16 protein-coding genes are annotated in these 17,598 nt (G+C 67.7%); 5 read left to right on the forward strand and 11 right to left on the reverse strand.

The window, feature by feature from the left end; genetic code table 11:
- Positions 1-429: 429 nt before the first annotated feature.
- Positions 430-633: a hypothetical protein gene (locus AB7M35_RS10265; protein ID WP_453959435.1), complete on the reverse strand. Its 204-nt coding sequence runs from the start codon at positions 631-633 to the stop codon at positions 430-432.
- A gap of 107 nt (positions 634-740) precedes the next feature.
- Here AB7M35_RS10265 and AB7M35_RS10270 point away from each other — a divergent pair, with 107 nt between their 5' ends.
- Positions 741-1,619, forward strand: coding sequence for a transglutaminase family protein (locus AB7M35_RS10270; protein ID WP_453959437.1), 879 nt, complete (start codon positions 741-743; stop codon positions 1,617-1,619).
- Positions 1,620-1,641: 22 nt separating this feature from the next.
- On the opposite strand, the gene AB7M35_RS10275 is transcribed toward AB7M35_RS10270, so the two are convergent.
- From AB7M35_RS10275 to AB7M35_RS10305, 7 genes are all read right to left on the reverse strand, one after another.
- The gene (locus AB7M35_RS10275) at positions 1,642-2,619 is read right to left on the reverse strand and encodes a zinc-dependent alcohol dehydrogenase (protein ID WP_453959438.1); all 978 of its coding nucleotides are present in this window, start codon (positions 2,617-2,619) and stop codon (positions 1,642-1,644) included.
- Complete coding sequence (locus tag AB7M35_RS10280; RefSeq protein WP_453959440.1) at positions 2,616-3,374, reverse strand: SDR family NAD(P)-dependent oxidoreductase; 759 nt, start codon at positions 3,372-3,374, stop codon at positions 2,616-2,618. Before AB7M35_RS10280 ends, AB7M35_RS10275 begins: the two co-directional genes overlap by 4 nt.
- On the reverse strand, positions 3,371-4,681 hold the full coding sequence (gene hisD, locus AB7M35_RS10285; protein ID WP_453959441.1) for a histidinol dehydrogenase: 1,311 nt from the start codon (positions 4,679-4,681) through the stop codon (positions 3,371-3,373). The genes AB7M35_RS10280 and hisD overlap by 4 nt, the downstream gene beginning before the upstream one ends.
- Before the next feature lie 7 nt (positions 4,682-4,688).
- Positions 4,689-6,020 carry a TRAP transporter large permease gene (locus tag AB7M35_RS10290; protein ID WP_453959442.1) on the reverse strand — a complete coding sequence of 444 codons (1,332 nt, stop codon included), beginning with the start codon at positions 6,018-6,020 and terminating at the stop codon, positions 4,689-4,691.
- A 9-nt stretch (positions 6,021-6,029) separates the two neighbouring features.
- Positions 6,030-6,536, reverse strand: coding sequence for a TRAP transporter small permease (locus AB7M35_RS10295; RefSeq protein ID WP_453959444.1), 507 nt, complete (start codon positions 6,534-6,536; stop codon positions 6,030-6,032).
- A 129-nt stretch (positions 6,537-6,665) separates the two neighbouring features.
- Positions 6,666-7,820, reverse strand: a complete 1,155-nt coding sequence (locus tag AB7M35_RS10300) for a TRAP transporter substrate-binding protein (RefSeq protein ID WP_453959446.1) — start codon at positions 7,818-7,820, stop codon at positions 6,666-6,668.
- The gene (locus tag AB7M35_RS10305; RefSeq protein ID WP_453959448.1) at positions 7,817-8,035 is read right to left on the reverse strand and encodes a hypothetical protein; all 219 of its coding nucleotides are present in this window, start codon (positions 8,033-8,035) and stop codon (positions 7,817-7,819) included. The genes AB7M35_RS10300 and AB7M35_RS10305 overlap by 4 nt, the downstream gene beginning before the upstream one ends.
- Positions 8,036-8,124: 89 nt before the next feature.
- Between AB7M35_RS10305 and AB7M35_RS10310 the strand changes: the two genes are divergently transcribed.
- Positions 8,125-9,189, forward strand: coding sequence for a LacI family DNA-binding transcriptional regulator (locus AB7M35_RS10310; RefSeq protein WP_453959450.1), 1,065 nt, complete (start codon positions 8,125-8,127; stop codon positions 9,187-9,189).
- 12 nt (positions 9,190-9,201) lie between these two features.
- On the opposite strand, the gene AB7M35_RS10315 is transcribed toward AB7M35_RS10310, so the two are convergent.
- The 3 genes from AB7M35_RS10315 to AB7M35_RS10325 form a co-directional block, all read right to left on the reverse strand.
- Entirely contained in the window at positions 9,202-10,047 is an 846-nt protein-coding gene (locus tag AB7M35_RS10315; protein WP_453959452.1) for a hypothetical protein, read from the reverse strand.
- Positions 10,044-12,392, reverse strand: coding sequence for a vWA domain-containing protein (locus AB7M35_RS10320; protein WP_453959454.1), 2,349 nt, complete (start codon positions 12,390-12,392; stop codon positions 10,044-10,046). The genes AB7M35_RS10315 and AB7M35_RS10320 overlap by 4 nt, the downstream gene beginning before the upstream one ends.
- A gap of 167 nt (positions 12,393-12,559) precedes the next feature.
- A complete protein-coding gene (locus tag AB7M35_RS10325; RefSeq protein WP_453959456.1) occupies positions 12,560-13,573 on the reverse strand; it encodes a helix-turn-helix transcriptional regulator in 1,014 nt (337 codons plus the stop codon).
- Between the two features lie 343 nt (positions 13,574-13,916).
- On the opposite strand from AB7M35_RS10325, the gene AB7M35_RS10330 reads away from it, so the two are divergent.
- The 3 genes from AB7M35_RS10330 to mmsA all read left to right on the forward strand — a co-directional run bounded on the left by AB7M35_RS10330 (position 13,917) and on the right by mmsA (position 17,591).
- Complete coding sequence (locus AB7M35_RS10330; RefSeq protein WP_453959457.1) at positions 13,917-14,723, forward strand: FadR/GntR family transcriptional regulator; 807 nt, start codon at positions 13,917-13,919, stop codon at positions 14,721-14,723.
- Between the two features lie 57 nt (positions 14,724-14,780).
- Complete coding sequence (gene chvE / locus AB7M35_RS10335) at positions 14,781-15,845, forward strand: multiple monosaccharide ABC transporter substrate-binding protein (protein ID WP_453960698.1); 1,065 nt, start codon at positions 14,781-14,783, stop codon at positions 15,843-15,845.
- A gap of 189 nt (positions 15,846-16,034) precedes the next feature.
- Positions 16,035-17,591 (forward strand): multiple monosaccharide ABC transporter ATP-binding protein, encoded by a 1,557-nt coding sequence (mmsA, locus tag AB7M35_RS10340; protein ID WP_453959458.1) that lies wholly within the window; start codon positions 16,035-16,037, stop codon positions 17,589-17,591.
- Positions 17,592-17,598: the final 7 nt, after the last annotated feature.

Here is a 17,598-nt window from a genome sequence, read left to right on the forward strand (position 1 = left end):
GGCGACGGCGAAGCGCCTGCGCTCCGGTTTGGCGCTACGCGGCGAAAGCACTTCCACCCAGGTCTGATGACCTGAGCAATCGCTCCCGGCGCTTGGTGAAGCCGCGATATCGATGAGCTGAGGACAGCCGGCCGCAAAATCGCGTGAATCGAAAAGACGTGCCGCCGCCCAACGCAGGTCGGTGGACACCTCTATCGCTTCAGACGGGAGAAAGTACTTCCGAAATCACGGTATGATTATCAATCTACACCGGATAACGATATAAATACAGAAAAACCTGCAAATAATTTAGGGTCGGCGCCGTTTGAGTTATTTCACGGATGGAGGCCGTGTGTTTCACGATCGGCAAGAAACGCTCGGCGACGATGCAGTCCCCTCGCAGGAGCGGGACAATGGGCAGAGCAGGCGGTTCGGCAGATCGCCTCGCGATCAGTCCTTCGCGGACCGCTTGTCCTTCGCGGCGGCCTCGTCCCGGGCGAGACGCAATTCCTTGAGCCGCGCGGAATTCGTGCGCGCGTCCTCAGCACTGGTCTCATACGCCGGCCGGGCCTCCGACGACGCCTTGCCGCCGCCCTTCTGCACCTTCTTGAAAGCGGCATCCGCCTCCTGGCGGCGCTTGGAATGCTCTGACACGATGCGAACCCTCTCGTTAGCAGATCGTTAGACTACAGGATCGCATCCGTCGCGAACGAACGATCTGCGTTGCAGATCCAGCAACCGGAAGCCGCTTGGAGCTTGCCATGACAACGCTCAGGATTGTTCACAAAACGAGCTATGGCTATCGCCGCCCGGTCAGGCTGGGTGCGCATCGCCTGATGCTGCGTCCACGTGAAAGCCGGGACCTGAAGCTCATCCGGAACGACCTCGTGATCAGCCCGCCGGCGTCGATCACCTGGGCACACGACGTCTATGGCAATGCCGTCGCGACGGCGACCTTCGGGGATCTGACGGCCAATCTTACCATAGAATGCACGACGGAACTCGAACTCTCTGCGATCGCCTGGCCCATCTTCGACATCGCGGCGTCGGCCATCAGCTTTCCCTTCCGCTACTCCGACGACGAGTGGAAGGACCTCGGCCAGCTCTCCGCCTGCCAGTACGACGATCCGCAAGGGCAGCTCGCCCGTTGGGCGCAGGGCTTCGTCGCCGGCTACCCCACCGACACCCTCTCCCTCCTCAAGGACATGAACGCCGGCATCGCGGCCCAGATCCGCTACGAGGTCCGCGAGGACGAAGGCACCCAGCCGCCCCTCCGCACGCTCGAGCGCGGGGCCGGCTCCTGCCGCGACTTCGCGGTGCTCCTCGTGGAGGCGGTGCGAAGCCTGGGCTTCGGCGCGCGCATCGTCTCCGGCTACCTGTGCACCTCGGGCAACGACCTCACCGGCTCCCAGGGCGCGGGCTCGACCCATGCCTGGGCCGAAGTCTACGTGCCCGGGGCCGGCTGGATCACCTTTGATCCCACCAATCTCGGCGTCGGCGGGGCGAACCTGATCCCGGTCGCCGTTGCCCGCGACATCCGGCAGGCCATGCCGGTGGTCGGAAGCTTCGAAGGCGCCGCGGAGGATTTCGAGACGATGTCGGTGGACGTGGACGTCGCCGACATCACCGCCGGGACGTGAACACGCCCTCCCCCGGCAGACCTCAGGGGACGAGAACGAGTTTGGGCGCGGCGACGCGGCCGGCGGCGATGTCGTCGAACGCCCGGGCGCCTTCCGACAGCGGCCGCGTCTCGATCCAGTCCAGCGCGCCGAGACGCCCGTCGAAGATCGCCGCCGCCGTCTCGCGGAAATCGGCCATCGTGTAGGTGTAGGTGCCGAAGACGGTGATCTCCTGCAGCGTCATGCGTCGCACGTCGAGACCGCCTTCGGCGGATCCCAGGCCGATGTGCGCGATCACCCCGCCCGGCCGCACCGCCCGGCAGGCGGCCGCGCGGGTCGCCTCGAAACCGACCCCGTCGATCACCAGATCCACGCCCTCCGGTCCGCGATCGGCGGACGGATCGAAGACGTGAAAGTCGCCCGCCACGACGATCACCGCACGGCGCGCCGCGCTGGGTTCGGCGATGTGGATCTCCCGCGCGCCCTGCGCCCAGAGCGCCAGTGCCGCGCCGAGCCCGATGGCGCCGCCGCCAAGCACCAGGCAGCGGGCTTCTTCCAGCGGCCCCGCCATCCGCTCCTGCGCGAGCCGGACCGCGTGCCAGCCGCAGGCGAGCGGTTCGGTCAGCGCCGCAACCTCGGTCGGCACATGGGCGGGCACCTCGACAAGATTGCCCTGCGGCATCGCCAGGCGCTCGGCGAACGCGCCTTCGCGCGGCGGCATCGAGATGATCTGGCGCCTTGCGCACAGGTTCTCGCGACCGTCGCGGCAGTCGCGACAGACCCCGCAGGTGACCAGCGGATTGACCGTCACGCGCATCCCGTCCGCGGTGACGCCGGCGGCCTCGTGACCGAGGATCAGCGGGGCCGGCCGACGCTCGTCGTGCCCCGCCCAGGCATGCATGTCGGACCCGCAGATGCCCATATGGGCGACGGTGACGAGCGCATCGCCATCCGCCGGCACGGGCTCGGCAACGTCGCGGAAATCGAGCGTTCTTGCGCCGGTGTAGACGAGGGCCTTCATTTGGCGGTGAACCCCCCGTCCACGTTCAGGATTTGGCCGGTGACGTAGGCCGAGGCGTCGGAACAGAGGAACAGCGCCGGTCCGACCAGGTCTTCCAGCACGCCGTTGCGGCCGATGCAGGTCTGCTCGGCGTTGCGGGCGGTGCGCACGGGGTCGGCGAACACCGCCGTGGTCAGCTCGGTCGGAAAGAAGCCGGGCGCCAGCGCGTTGGCGGTGATGCCGTGGCGCGACCAGGCCTCGGCCATCGCCCGGGTGAGCTGTCCGACGCCCCCCTTCGACGCGCCGTAGGCGAGCCCGCCCGGAAAGGCGCGGGTCGTCTGCAGCGAGGCGATGTTGAGAATCCGGCCCCAGCCCCTGGTCTTCATCGGCGGCACCAACGCCTTCGCCAGGAAGAAGGGCGTGGCGAGGTTGAGGTCGATGGTCGCGCGCCACGCCTCGACCGTCACCTCGTCGGCCGGCTGGCGGGCGTTGAGGCCCGCGGCATTGACGAGGATGTCCGGCGGCCCGAACGGCTGCGAGATCTGTTCGGCGACCGCCTCGAGGCCCTCGTAGTCCGACAGGTCGGCGGCGATCGCCGCCGTCTCGCCGTCGGTCTCCCGGCGCCAGTCCTCCAGTGCCTCGGCGCGCCGCGCCACCCCGACCACCCGCGCGCCGGACACGGCGAGCGCCGAGGCGAGCGCCCGGCCGATGCCGCCGCTTGCGCCGGTCACGCAGGCCACCCGGCCGGCAACGGAGAAGCGGTCGTCCATCGTCATCCCTCCGCCGCGCTGAGATCGAAATTCTCACCCGGAAAGTACTTGGCGAGCCGGATGTCGGCGCTGCGCGCGTGGCCCTCCATGCCTTCGAGCCGGGAGATGCGCGCCGTCGCCTCGGCGACCCGCTTGGCGCCTTCGGCGGTCGCGCGCTGCCAGGTGACAAGCTTCATGTACTTGTGGACCGACAGGCCGCCGGTGTAGCGCGCGGCCCCCGACGTCGGCAGCACGTGGTTGGTACCGGCCGCCTTGTCGCCATAGGCGACGGTCGTCTCCTCGCCCAGGAAGAGCGAGCCGTAGCACTGCAGGCGGCCGAGCCACCAGTCGAGGTCGGCCGCCTGGACCGAGAGGTGCTCGGGCGCAATGTCGTCGGCAACGCGGGCCATCTCCTCGCGGTCGCCGCACAGGATCACCTCGGCGTAGTCGCGCCAGGCGGCCTCGGCGTTCTTGGCGTTCAGCTCGGGCAGATCGGCGATCAGTTCCGGCACCCGCGCCATCACCCGTTCAGCCAGCGAACGCGACGTGGTCACCAGCCAGACCGGCGAGTTGTAGCCATGCTCGGCCTGACCCACGAGATCGACGGCAGCAATCTCCGGATCGGCGTCATCGTCGGCGATGACCAGGCTGTCGGTGGGCCCGGCAAACATGTCGATGCCGACGCGCCCGAACAGGATGCGCTTGGCCTCGGCGACGAACTGGTTGCCCGGCCCGACGAGGATGTCGGCCTTCGGCAGGCCGAACAAGCCGAACGCCATGGCGGCCACCCCCTGCACGCCGCCGAGTGCCAGGATGCGGTCGGCGCCGCACAGGTCGGCGGTGTAGATGATGGCCGGATGGATGCCGACCCCGGGCCGCGGCGGCGAGCAGGCGGCGATGTGTCCGCAACCGGCGACCTTGGCCGTCGTCACCGTCATCAGCGCCGAAGCGATGTGGGCATATCGGCCGCCGGGCGCGTAGCAGCCCGCCGCCTGGCACGGGATCGCCTTCTGGCCGGCGATGAGGCCCGGCTCGATCTCGAACTCCATGTCGACGATCGTCGCCTTCTGGGCCTCGGCGAACCGGCGGATGTTGTCGTGGGCGTAGCGGATGTCGTCCTTCAGCTTCTGGGACACCTTCGACGCCGCGTCCTCGATCTCCGCCCGCCCGACCACGATGTCGCCCTCGTATCGGTCGAACTCGGCGGCGTAGCGCCTCGCCGCGTCATCCCCGCCCGCCTCGATCGCGTCGAGGATCTTCTGCACCGTCGCCCGCACGTCCCCGGCGTCGTCGGTGGAGGTCCTTTCGGCCTTCTTGAGATACTGGATGGTCATGGAGTCCTCACTTGTACACGTCGGGGAGAAGCACGGTGGAGAGCGCGGGCCAGTAGGCGATCATCAGCACGACGATCATCATGAAGAACACGAACGGCACGGCGCGCACCGCGATCTTCAGGATGGATTCGCCGGTGAGACCGGAGACGACGAAGAGGTTCAGTCCGAGCGGAGGGGTGATGAACCCCACCCCCAGGGCGGTGATCATCATGATGCAGAACTGGATCTCGTTCATGCCGATATTGTCGGCGAGCGGCTTCAGGATCGGCGCCAGGATGACGATGTTGGGCGTCGTCTCCATCACGCAGCCGGCCGCGATCAGAATGAAGATCATCAGCAGGATCAGGAGGTAGGGGTTCTCGGTGAGGGAGGTGACGGACTCCACGAACCCCTGCGGCACGCCGAGGGCCGCCATCGTCTGGGCGAGCGGCAGCGAGAAGGCGATGATCGGCAGGATGACGCCGTTCACCTTCGCCGACGACACCATCATCGCCGGGAAATCGGAGAACTTCAGCGTGCCGATGATGAAGCCGATGGCGATGGTGATGATCACCGCGGTGGCACCCGCCTCGGTGGGCGTCAACCGGCCGGAAAAGATCCCCCAGAAGATGATGCCGGGCACCAGGAAGGCGTACCAACCGCGCCGCACCGCACCACCTAGGTTGCGCGCCCATTCTCCGAAGGTGATCGCGCCGCCGCCTTCGTAGGCGTGCCGCCAGTTGACCACGATGTTGGTGACCAGGATCGAGCCGAGGATCAGGATCCCGGGGATCAGCGCCGCCTGGAACAGCGTCGAGGCCGAGATGCCGAGCACCAGACCGATGACGATGTAGGCGATGGACGGCGGGATCAGGATGCCCGTGCAGGCGCCGGCGGCGACGAGCGCGCAGGCATAGGGACGCGGATAGCCGCTCTCGACCAGCCGGGCGATAGTCATCCGGCCGACGGCGGCCGCACCCGCCGCATCGGAACCGGAGATCGCCGAGAACATGCCGCAGACGAGCACGGTGGCCGAGCCGAAGCCTCCCTTGGCCCAGCATGTCAGCGCTTCGGCGACGTCCAGGAATTTTCGCGATAGCCCTGTTCGGACCAGCACATCGCCGGTGAGGATGAACAGCGGCACTGCCGTCAGCGCGAAATGGTCGATGCCGTCGAAAAGGCTCTCGCCGAGCAGCGCCATCGGCAGCACTTCGGACACGACCAGCATGGCCACCGCGCCGGCGCCGATCGCCGCCCAGATGGGAACGCCGAGGGCGATCATCGCGACGAAAAGCAGGACGGGGCCGTAGAAGTCCCAGCCGATCGCCACGGCTTCCTGCTGTTGAAGCATTGCGAGCATGGCCGCGCCTCAATCGAACAGACGCGCGCCTTCGTAGACGGGGCGTCCCGCTCGAAGGTCGGCGATGTCACGGGCGATCGACTGGACGATGCGGAACATCATCAGCCCGAATCCGATGGGGACGGCCGCCAGGAACCAGACCATGGAGACGCGCAAGCCGTGGCTGACCGAGCCGAACTTCCACGACACCGACACCACGTCCATGGACCAGCGGAAGGCGAGCACGGCGATGACCAGCATGACCAGGTCGCCGAAGATGTAGAGTGCCGCCTTCGCGCGCGGCGGGACGTAGTTGAAGATCACGTCGATGCGGATGTGGGCGCGTTCGCGCACCGCCGCCGCAGCGCCGATCCACGCCAGGTAGATGAAGGCATAGCGGACCACCTCCTCTCCCCAGATCGACGAATAGGCGAACACCTCGCGGCGGATCACCTCCACCGCCATGGTCATCACGAGCAGGGTGTAGAAGACGAGCAGCGCCCATCGTTCCGCGTTCTTGTCGAGCAGGGTCAGCATGACGGCCTCCGGCGCACTGGCGCGCAGATCGGGTCGGATCGGGTCGACGTTCCAGGCCGGGCGGACCGGAGCCGAACCGTTCGGATTGCGATCCGAACGGCGGCCCTATCGGGCGCCCGGCGCAACCGGTCAGGCGTCGTGGACGTGGTAGCGGCCCCGGGTCCCGGCCGCCTCGGCGAGCTTGTCGAAGGCATCCATCGACCCCGCGAGCTCGGTCTTGAACTTGTCCCACTCGCTGCGCTGATAGCCGCCGGCATCCACCCATTCGGCCATCTCGGCCTCGGTCGGCGAGTAGAACTCGACGCCTGAGGCGCGCAGTTCCGCCATGGCGTAGTTGCGCGCCGCAGGCACCTTGGCCAGGTTCTGCCCGGCGGTGATCTCCGAGGCGAAGTCGATGCCCTCGCGCACGTCGGCCGGCAGGCCGTTGTACCATTCCAGATTGCAGGAGAAGACCTGGCTGTCCGGCACCGCCTGGGTGAAGGTGACGTAGGAGAGGATGTCCTTGAAGCCGAACACGTAGAGGGCGCCCACCGACGGATCGAGCGCGTCCGCCACACCCTGCTTGATCGCCGACGGCGTCTCGCCCCAGGCGATCGGGGTCGGATTGGCCCCGACCATCCGGTAGTACTGCTGCAGCATTTCCGATCCGGGGACGCGGAACTTCACCCCGGACAGGTCGGCGGGCGTCTTCACCGGCCCGTTGCCACCCTTGCGGATCGCGACCACGCGCGGATCGATGACGACGTAGTAGAGCGCCTTGAACCCCTTCGCCTCGATCAGCGGATTGACCGTCGACTTCCAGTGGTCCGAATGGACCATGTTCACGAAACGCTGGTTCGAGCCGCACAGGTAGGGAAGGTTGATCAGGTCGACCACGGGCGCGAACGGCGCGAAATTGGACAGCGAATGCTGCGCCGCCTGGATGGTCCCGCCCTGCACCTTCTGCACCAGCGCACCGCCGGCGCCGAGCTGGCCGCCGGGCGCAAGCTTCACGTAGACCTTGCCGTTGGTGGCGTTCTGGATGTTCTCCTTGAAGTCGAGCTGCATGATCGGATAGCTGCGGTCCGCCGTCAGCACGTAGGCGGTCGCGATGATCATGACGTGATCGGCGGCCTTCTCCCGGCTCGCCTCTTCCCTGGCCGTCTGGGCGGCCGCCTCCGAGGACCACAGCGTACCGGCCGCCCCTGCGACGACGGCGGCCGTGAAGGCCCCGGCACCGGCGAGCTTCATGAAGTTCCGCCGCTCGGCGGAGGCGAGTTCGTCGCGTGCGCGCGTGTCGGTCATGTCTCAGTCCTCCCTTGCTGGTTTTCTTGTGCCGCCTCCGCTTCGCGGGCGAGGATGCCGATCACGAAGAACAGGGCGGATGCGAAAAGGGTCAGCATTTCCGGGACGTCCGCGAGGAACCTGTCCATGCGGGCAGCACCGAGCGCGACGTTTCCGAAGAAGACGAGAAAGCTTGCGAGGGCCAGCGACAGGCCGATCGTGCCCAGTCTCCTCATTCGTTTCCCCTTTTGCTGCGACTTGTGTCGCTTTCGGGTAGTGTAAGCGCTTGCAGAGATGAAATGCAAGCGCTTACATTTTCCGGAGGTTGTATAAGCCTACGGTCCCGACCCGCCCGCCAGGAGATGCCGCCATCAAGTCCGCCGCCTCCCTCAACGACGTCGCCCGTCACGCCGGTGTCTCCACGGCAACGGTCTCGCGCGTCCTCAACACGCCGGACGTGGTGAAGGCCGACACCCGCCGGCGCGTCGAGGAAGCGGTGCTCGCGCTCGGATACACGCCCCATTTCGGCGGGCGGGCGCTCGCCTCCAACCGGACCAACACCATCGGCGCGGTGATCCCGACGATGGAGAACGCCATCTTCGCCCGGGGCCTCCAGGCGATGGAGGAGGAACTCACCGACCACGGCGTCACCCTGTTGGTCGCCACCTCCCACTACGATCACGAGCGCGAGGCGCGGCAGGTGCGCGCGCTGCTGGCGCGCGGGGTGGACGCGGTGGCCCTGATCGGTCAGGCGCGCCCCGACAGCACCTACGAGATCCTACGGACGAGGGGCGTGCCGTTCGTGACGCTGTGGAACCGCGCCGAGGACGGGGATACGCCTTACGTGGGCTTCGACAACGAGGCCGCCGCGCGCGCGATGGCGGATCTGGTCATGGACAAGGGACACCGGCGGATCGCGATGATCGCCGGCGTGACGCGCGACAACGACCGTGCCATCGCCCGCGTCGAGGGCGTCCGGGCGGCGCTCGGCGCGCGGGGCCTGGATCTCGCGGCCCCTTTCCTGGTGGAAGCGCCCTACGAGCTGGAAGCAGCGGCGGCGGCGGCGCGGGACATCCTGCTGCTCCCCTCCCCTCCTACCGCCATTATCTGCGGCAACGACGTGCTGGCAGCCGGCGCGCTGGCCGGCGCCAAGGACCTGGGGCTGCGGATTCCGGAGGACGTTTCCGTCGTCGGCTACGACGACATCGACCTGTCGTTCGCCGTCGACCCGCCGCTGACGACGGTGCGGGTTCCGCACCGGCGGATGGGGCGCGCCGCGGCCGAAATGCTGCGCCAGATGATCGACGGCGAGCCCGTCGAGAACCGCTGCTTCGACTTCGAGCTGGTCATCCGCCGCTCGCTGGGACCGGCGCCGGGCAGGGAATTGTAGTCCCAATCGCGGTCATTCGCCGACGCGCACCCAGTGATTGACGCTCTCCACCCGGCAATCCGTTCCAGTGCCCATGACGGCGGCCGCTTCCGGCGGCAACGAGACCCTCACCGTGGTGATGTGCTCGATGGTCCCCGCGTCGACCACACGCAATGACCAGATCAGCGAGCTGCCGCCACCCGGAATCTTGGCAAAGGAACCAGGCATCACGCTGGTGGTCCAGCGGTTGGGTCCTGCGGGCTTCCAGCGCACCTTCATCTGCTGGGTCATCGGCAACTGGTCCGGATGGAACGGCCGTTGCACATCGAGCCGGCGCGGCGCCATCATCTCGGCCGGCAGCTTGCCCGGCGAGACGGGGAACGCCTTCTGCATCATGGCCGGACAGCCGCGCATCTGCGTTTCGCCCAGCCTTGCCTGCCAGAGACCGCTGCGAGGCTGAGGCCCGCCGGCCGTCCCGTCGGGGAACAGTTCGATCGGCTTGCGCGTCCCGTCGGGAAGCGGCTGGACCTCTTTATTGGGCAGCCGATCGAGATCCATCGGAACGTCACGCGGGACGCATGTGTCCGGACCGGAATAGACGAAGGCCGTGCGGTCGGCGCCGAGCGCCACGGCCGCCTCCTGCAGGCTGTCTCGGGCGATCCAGTATCCCTTTCGGTCAGCCGGAGCGACGACCAGCACCGAACGCGGATCCGGCGCTGCGCCGAACAGGGCCTCCATGTCGTCCCGCACTTCGCTCTCTGGAACCTGATAGGTGGGCGCCTCGCCGGGCTGGACGACGACCAGTGGCGACGGACAGGTTGCGAAAACCGGGGAGAGACCCGCGGCCATGCCGGCCAGCACGATGATCGGCCGGATCATTTTGCGCCTCCCACCTTGGACATGAATGCATCGAACGCCGCCCCATCGACCTGTCTTCCCTGACCGACCGGCCCCGCCGCGGCGGTCAACCCGGCCGCCAGCGCCTGCAGTTCTTCGGTCGAGACGTAGGGCGTGACATCGCAGAGCGGACCGAGGGCGGTGTCGACGCAGGGATCGGCGCTCGGCTGGTTGAGACCGACAAGCTTCACGTTGCCGCCCGGATCGCGGTCGTGAAACCAGGTGGTGATCCGGCCATCGGCGGCGCGTCTCGGCAATTCGACCGCCCACCCGGGCGGCAGAGTTCCCGACAGCGGCGGATCGAGGAGAGCAAAACGGCACGGCACAGACCCGGCGCAGCGGGCGGCAACAGGCTGCGGGCTGAGCGTGAGGCTGGCGCGCAGCGTGTCCAGAGCCGCAAACGCCTGCGCGTCGTCTGGAGCGGCATCATTGCGCCACAGGCAGACGTCGCCGGCCCGCGATGCGCCACAGACGCCGTTCGCCTCGATCCACTGACGCGGGTTGAGAAGCAGCATGTTGAGATTGCCGCCGGCTTCGTAGAACTCGACCATCGGCTGCTCGAGCGGCACGCCGGCCGCCTGCGCGCCCGCCGATTGCGGAGCCACGCTCGGCTCGGTCGCCACCCATCCGGCCGGCAGCGTGAAGCCAAGTCCCGTCGCCGGATCCCGGAGCGCGCAGTCGGTTGCCCCGAGGCAGGTGAAAGCATAGTCCTTCCAGCGCTTGCCGTCGGCGCCGTCGTCGGGCCCGTGGCCCGCGTCATCCGCCTCCGCCTTGTTCCCGAGCGCGCCCGCGCCGGTGGCGTCGTCGTCGACCGCTCCCACCTCCAGCGGCGTCCGTGCCTTTTCCACCTGCTCGCCGGCCTCGTCGTAACCACGATAGACGAGGGCGTAATCGCCGGGCGCGTCGGGGGCGGCCAGACCGTTACCATCAGCGAGTTCGCCAAGGCTCAGCCCGTAGCCGAGGCGCTCGTCGCCGCGCCAGATCTGGATACGGTCGCTCCGCAACTGGCTGCCGCGCGTCTCCACGGGGATCGGGGCGCCAGGGGCGACGCGCGCAGGCGCGCTCAAGGTGACCGTGGGCGCCGTCTCGGCCTCGATGACCACGCTTTCGATCGCCTCGCCGCCCCAGGTCTCCAGCCGCAGCAGATAGCGGCCAGGCCCGACGGGGAGATTGATGCCGGCGTTCTTGCGGCCCTTTTTGCCATCGACCGTGCTGTAGGTGATGGACTCACCCGGGCTGCCGTCGGGCGCAAGCCGGTACAGCTGTAAGGCCAGAGCGGCACCGCTGGTTTCCTGGCCTTCGTGCAGGATCTCCAGGTCGATCTGGGTCGTCTCGCCGACAGCTGCATAGGGGCCACGGTCGCGCAGGACGACGCGTGGCAGCTTGCCGATCAAGGTCACGGGGACGTCCTGCGGCTCGCCGGCGGCTACGGTGAATGCCGCCTCGCCGTAGCCGTTCGCGGCCTCCACGCTTGCCACGTACGCGCCGGGCGGAAGTTCCACCGGATAGGGTGCGTAGCGGGCATCGCCGGTCACGGTGGCGACCGCGCGCTCCTGCCCGCCACCCTCCTCGCGCACCCGCCACGCATAGCTGTCCGGCATTCCGCCGGAATAGACGAACAGGAGTTGCACGCCCGCTGTCCGCGCCTCCGCCGGGCCAGCGCCCGTGCGCACCAGCGACTCGGCCAGTTCGTCGCCCGATTGCGGCCGCAGCAGCAGCCCCCCGGTCTTGGCCGGAATGCAGGCGAGCGTCTCCGCCTCCTGTTCGGTCAGACCGAAGCCGACCACGTGGGCCCGCACGCGAATGCCTTCCGCCAGCAACTCCTCAATCACCGCGCACGGATCGACGCCGCAGGTCTCCAGACCGTCGGTCACCAGCACGATGTCGGCCTCTTCGGCGGTGCGCGGAATCTGGGAGGCCGCAACCCGCAGCGACTGACCAAGCGGCGTCTTGCCCTTCGGCGAGATGCGGGAGACGCGATCGGAAAGGGCCGGCGGATCCTGAAGACCGGTGGACGCGATGACCTCGATGTCGGAGCAGTCGCCCTTGCGGTTGTGGCCGTAGGCAACGACGCCGAGCGGCACGCTGCGGTCGCGCAGGGCAAAGAAGTCGGTGAGCACGTCGCGGGCAATCTCGATCTTGGTCCGGCCTCCGTCGAGCTGGCCCCACATGGACCCCGAGGCGTCGAGCACGAGGATGGACGCCCGTTGCGCATCCGCCGCCCGCGCCGGCGTCGTCGCTGCCAAGGCGAGGGACACGACGAACAGGCCGAGCGCCACGAGCGCGGCTGACAGAAGGGGCGGTCGGGAGAAGCGGATGTGCGGCATCGGTTTCCGTCGCATCTGGGGTCGCGGTTGCGGCCGGGCGGACTGCCCGGCGGTGGACCGACCCTACGCGACGCGTCCGCGCGGTTCTTGGGGATGCCGGTAGTGGAGCCGGGGAGCGCGGCACAAAGCGCGCGCAAATGGCGGGCCCGGCGCGGCCCGATGCCGGATCAGGCCGGGCGCGGGCGGCCCGCTGAGGCGTCACGCAACGCCGGCACCTGTGTCACGCCGGCCGCCGCGAGGGCGCGCACGTCGCGCGGGGTGGCCGCGAAGGCGCGCTTGAACAGGGCGTTGAACCACGACACGTCGCCGAAACCGCAAGACAGGGCAATATCCGCAACGGATCGATGGGCGGCGGCCGGATCGGTGAGCTCGCGATAGGCCATCAACAGCCGCCGCGCGGTAACGTAATCGCGGAACGAGGTCTCCTCGCCGGCGAACAGGGCGCGCAGATACCGTTCGGAAATCCGATGGCGGGCGGTCATCCATTCCACCGAGAGGCCTGGCTCGGTGAGGTGGGTCTCGATGTCGGCCTTGATGGCCGCCAGCCGCGCCGCACGACCGCCGCGGCCACGCGCCTGTTCGGTCGTGTCCCGATCGGCGCCGAGCGCCAGGAGAGCGAGATCCTGAACATGAACCGCGCAGCGCATCGCGTCGTCAGTGGAGAGCCCAGCCATTTCGTCATGCAAGGCGCGCGCATAGCGGCTGAACAGGCGCCATTGGGGCGTCAGCGGCGCAGTGCCGCGCAGCTTCCGGTCGAGCCGGGCGCCGCAGCTCGCCAGCACGCCGCGCGGCAGCGAGACGTAGAACACCTCGGACCGCGTGCCATGGAACCACGCCCGACCGGGCACTTCGTTCGGGTCGACGTAGACGCTCCCCGGCGCGCACTCGACGGAGGCACCGCCGTCCTGATGCATGGAGAAGCCGCCGGCAACTGGAATGTGGATCATGAGATTGTCGCCGGTCTCGGCGGCAAGGTGGCTCGTGCGTTCGGCCCGGCAGGCGGAATGGATGCCGATGCCGGTCACCAACGTCGGCAGCACGCCGATGACTGTCTCCGAGATGAAGCGGTCGACCTGGTCGGGCTGGATCTCGAGCTTGCAGATCGCCGACACCGCATCCTGGAACGCGGCAACGCGCGTCGCCGCATCAAAATCGCTGGCTCTCAGGCTGACGATCGGCATCGTCCCCTCCCCGGCTCGGCCTCTCCGAGCGTCCGAGCATCCGGCCAACGGCGGATGACACCGGCACCCTGCGCACGACATCAGTTATAGGCCGACACCAGCCAATCCGCATGTGCGCGGCATCACAGGACGGCCGTTTGACGCTAAGTGCGCCCGCAAAGTCGGGCAAGCGGTCGCTTGCGTGCCATTTCATGGCTATCCGCAGCGTCACCCTCCCCAGCATCGGCATCACGACCCTCCGCTTACTCATCATACAAATAGCCCATTAATTGACGGATCCTGCTTGATAGGGCCGATCTCGTCGTCTAATTGTATGACTAATAAAGATCTGGGAGGATCGCTGGTGTTGCTGGCAGGCTGGGCCGACGAGAACGGGGCTGACGGGGAACGGTCGAACCTCACGACCGGTCTCGCCGCCCACATCGGCTGCCGCATCGCCTCCGGCCGGCTGCTGCCGGGCGAACTCCTGCCGACCGAGAAGGACATCCAGACCGAGTACGGCGTGTCGCGGACGGTGGTGCGGGAAGCCGTGCGCCACCTTGCCGGCAAGGGCCTGATTTCCGTGCGCCCCAAGGTGGGAATGCGGGTGCGGCCGGAAACCGACTGGAACATGCTGGATTCGGAGGTGATGCGCTGGCACCTGCTGGCGGACGTCAGGCGCCCGTTCGTCGAGGCGCTTTACGAGATGCGCCTCATCAACGAACCCGCCGCCGCCCGCATCGCGGCCGACCGCATCGATCCGCCCGACCGCCGCGCGCTCGGCGCCGCCCTCGATGGCATGGCGCAGCACCCGCGCGGCTCCGACGAGCTGATCGCCGCGGACCTCGACTTCCACCGCATCATCCTGCGGGCGACCGGCAATCCGATCCTCCGCTCCCTCGGTGCAATGATCGAGCGCAGCCTGTCGATCTCGTTCTCGATGAGCTGGCGGCAGAACCCGCAGGAAGAAACCGTCCGCCAGCATGCTCGCGTCCACGACGCGATCTGCAGCGGCGACGGCGAACTCGCCGAGATCCACATGCGAAGGCTGATCGAAAGCGCCTTCGACGACGTCATCCTCGCTCTCTACGCCGACGGCGACGCGAGCGACGGGGAGCGCACGGGCCCGTTGCCCGTCGCCGATGAAAAAGACCGCCTTCAAGTGCGGTGAGGAAACGCGCGCCCGCAGCGACGGACGCCTGACAGGGATGGAGACACCAAGATGCTGATGAGGACGCTCGTCCTGGCGGCCGCCGCACTCGGCCTTGCCGCCGCACAACCACAGGATGCTTTCGCGCAGGAGAAGGGAACCGTTGGCATCGCCATGCCGACGAAGTCGTCCGCCCGGTGGATCGCCGACGGCGACAACATGGTCAAGCAGTTCCAGGCGGCAGGCTACGCCACCGATTTGCAGTACGCCGAAGACGACATCCCGAACCAGCTCTCGCAGATCGAGAACATGGTGACGAAGGGTGTCGATGCCCTGGTGATCGCCTCCATCGACGGCACCACCCTGTCGAACGTGCTGGCCAATGCCGCGGCGATGAACATCCCGGTCATCGCCTACGACCGGCTGATCCGCGATTCCCCGAACGTCGACTACTACGCGACCTTCGACAACTTCCAGGTCGGGGTCCAGCAGGCCGAGACCCTGGTCGACGGCCTGAAGCAGCGCTTCCCCGATGCCGAGACCTGGAACGTCGAGCTGTTCGGCGGGTCGCCCGACGACAACAACGCCTACTTCTTCTACAACGGCGCGATGAGCGTGCTGCAGCCGCTCATCGATCAGGGCAAGATCACCATCGTTTCCGGCCAGACCGGCATGGACAAGGTCGGCACCCTGCGCTGGGACGGCTCGCTCGCCCAGGCGCGCATGGATAACCTGCTGTCCGCCTACTACAGCGACAAGCACGTCCACGCGGTGCTCTCCCCCTATGACGGGCTGTCGATCGGGATCATCTCGTCGCTGAAGGGTGTCGGCTACGGCTCCGGCGACATGCCGATGCCGATCATCAGCGGGCAGGACGCCGAGATCCCCTCGGTGAAGGCGATCCTGCGCGGCGACCAGTACTCGACCATCTTCAAGGACACCCGGGAACTCGCCGGCGTGACAGTCGACATGGTCAACGCCGTCCTCAACGGGAAGACGCCCGAGGTCAACGACACCAAGACCTACGACAACGGGGTCAAGGTGGTGCCGTCGTACCTGCTGAAGCCGGTGATCGTGACCAAGGACAACATCCGGTCCGTGCTCGTCGACAGCGGTTACTACACCGAAGACCAGGTGTTCTAGAGCCCCAGCCGACAAGGTCCCGGGGGGCCTGACCGGCGAAACCGCAGGGCTCGTTGCGGCGGGCGGGTGTCTCCCCTCACCCGCCCGCCCGAACCGGAGTAGCCGACCGCCGGACATCGGCCTCGCGGCCGGCTCCCTCCACCCGAATGCGCGCCGGCCGCCTGCCCAACAGTTCAGGATTTCGTGTCGATGAACGCCCCCATTCCAGCTCCCCCGACGCCGATCCTGGAGATGCACGGCATCACCAAGACCTTTCCCGGCGTCGTCGCCCTCGACAACGTCAGCCTGTCCGTCCGCGAGGGCGAGATCCATGCGCTCGTCGGGGAAAACGGTGCCGGCAAGTCGACCCTGATGAAGGTCCTCTCGGGCGTCTATCCGCACGGCAGCTACACCGGATCGATCGCCTTCCGGGGCGCGGAGTGCCGCTTCTCCGGCATCGCGGACAGCGAGCGCCTCGGCATCATCATCATCCACCAGGAGCTGGCGCTGATCCCGCTTCTGTCCATCGCAGAGAACATCTTCCTCGGCAACGAGCGCGCCCGACACGGCGTGATCGACTGGGACGAGACCTTCGAGCGGACGACGGAGCTTCTGGCGAAGGTCGGACTGACGGAATCGCCGAAGACCCGGGTGACCGACCTCGGGCTCGGCAAGCAGCAGCTCGTGGAGATCGCCAAGGCGCTGTCGAAGGAGGTGAAGCTCCTGATCCTCGACGAGCCGACGTCGAGCCTCAACGAGCACGACAGCGACGCGCTTCTCGACCTCCTGCTGGAGTTCAAGCGCCGCGGCATTGCCTCGATCCTGATCTCCCACAAGCTCAACGAGATCTCCAAGGTCGCCGACACGATCACCGTCCTGCGGGACGGCGGCGTGGTCTCCAACCTCGACTGCGCGATGGGCACGGTGAGCGAGGAAGACATCATCCGCGACATGGTGGGCCGCGATCTGGAGGACCGGTTTCCGAACCGCGATCCCCGGATCGGCGAGACCATCCTCGAGGTCGCGCACTGGACGGTCCACCACCCGCTGCACGCGGACCGCAAGGTGGTCGACGACGTGAGCTTTCACGTGCGGCGCGGCGAGGTGGTCGGCATCGCCGGGCTGATGGGCGCCGGCAGAACCGAACTCGCGATGAGCCTGTTCGGCCGCTCGTACGGCACCCGCATCTCCGGCGAGGTGCGCATCAATGGCGCGCCGGTCGATGTTTCGACGGTCGCGCGGGCGATCGGCAACGGCCTCTGCTACGCGACGGAGGACCGCAAGACCTACGGCCTCATCCTCGACGAGCCGATCCGGCGGAACATTCCCCTCGCCAATCTTCTCGGCATCGCCGACGGCATTGTCGTCGACGAAGGCCGCGAGCTAGCGGTGGCGGGCGACTACCGCGACCGCATGCACATCAAGTGCTCCAGCGTCAGGCAGGAAGTCGTCAATCTCTCGGGCGGCAACCAGCAGAAGGTCGTGCTGTCGAAATGGCTGTTCGCGGGGCCCGAGGTGCTGATCCTCGACGAGCCGACGCGGGGCATCGATGTCGGCGCCAAGACCGAGATCTACGGGATCATCGCCGACCTCGCGGCGGCCGGGAAGGCGATCGTCATGATCTCCTCGGAGATGCCGGAGCTGCTGGGGGTCTCCGACCGCATCTACGTGATGAACGAAGGCCGCTTCGTCGGCGAGCTCGACGCCGCGCAGGCGTCGCAGGAGGCGATCATGTCGCTGATCGTCCGCACCGGCAAAGAGCACTAGGGACCGC

It is taken from the genome of Amorphus suaedae, from assembly GCF_053629675.1.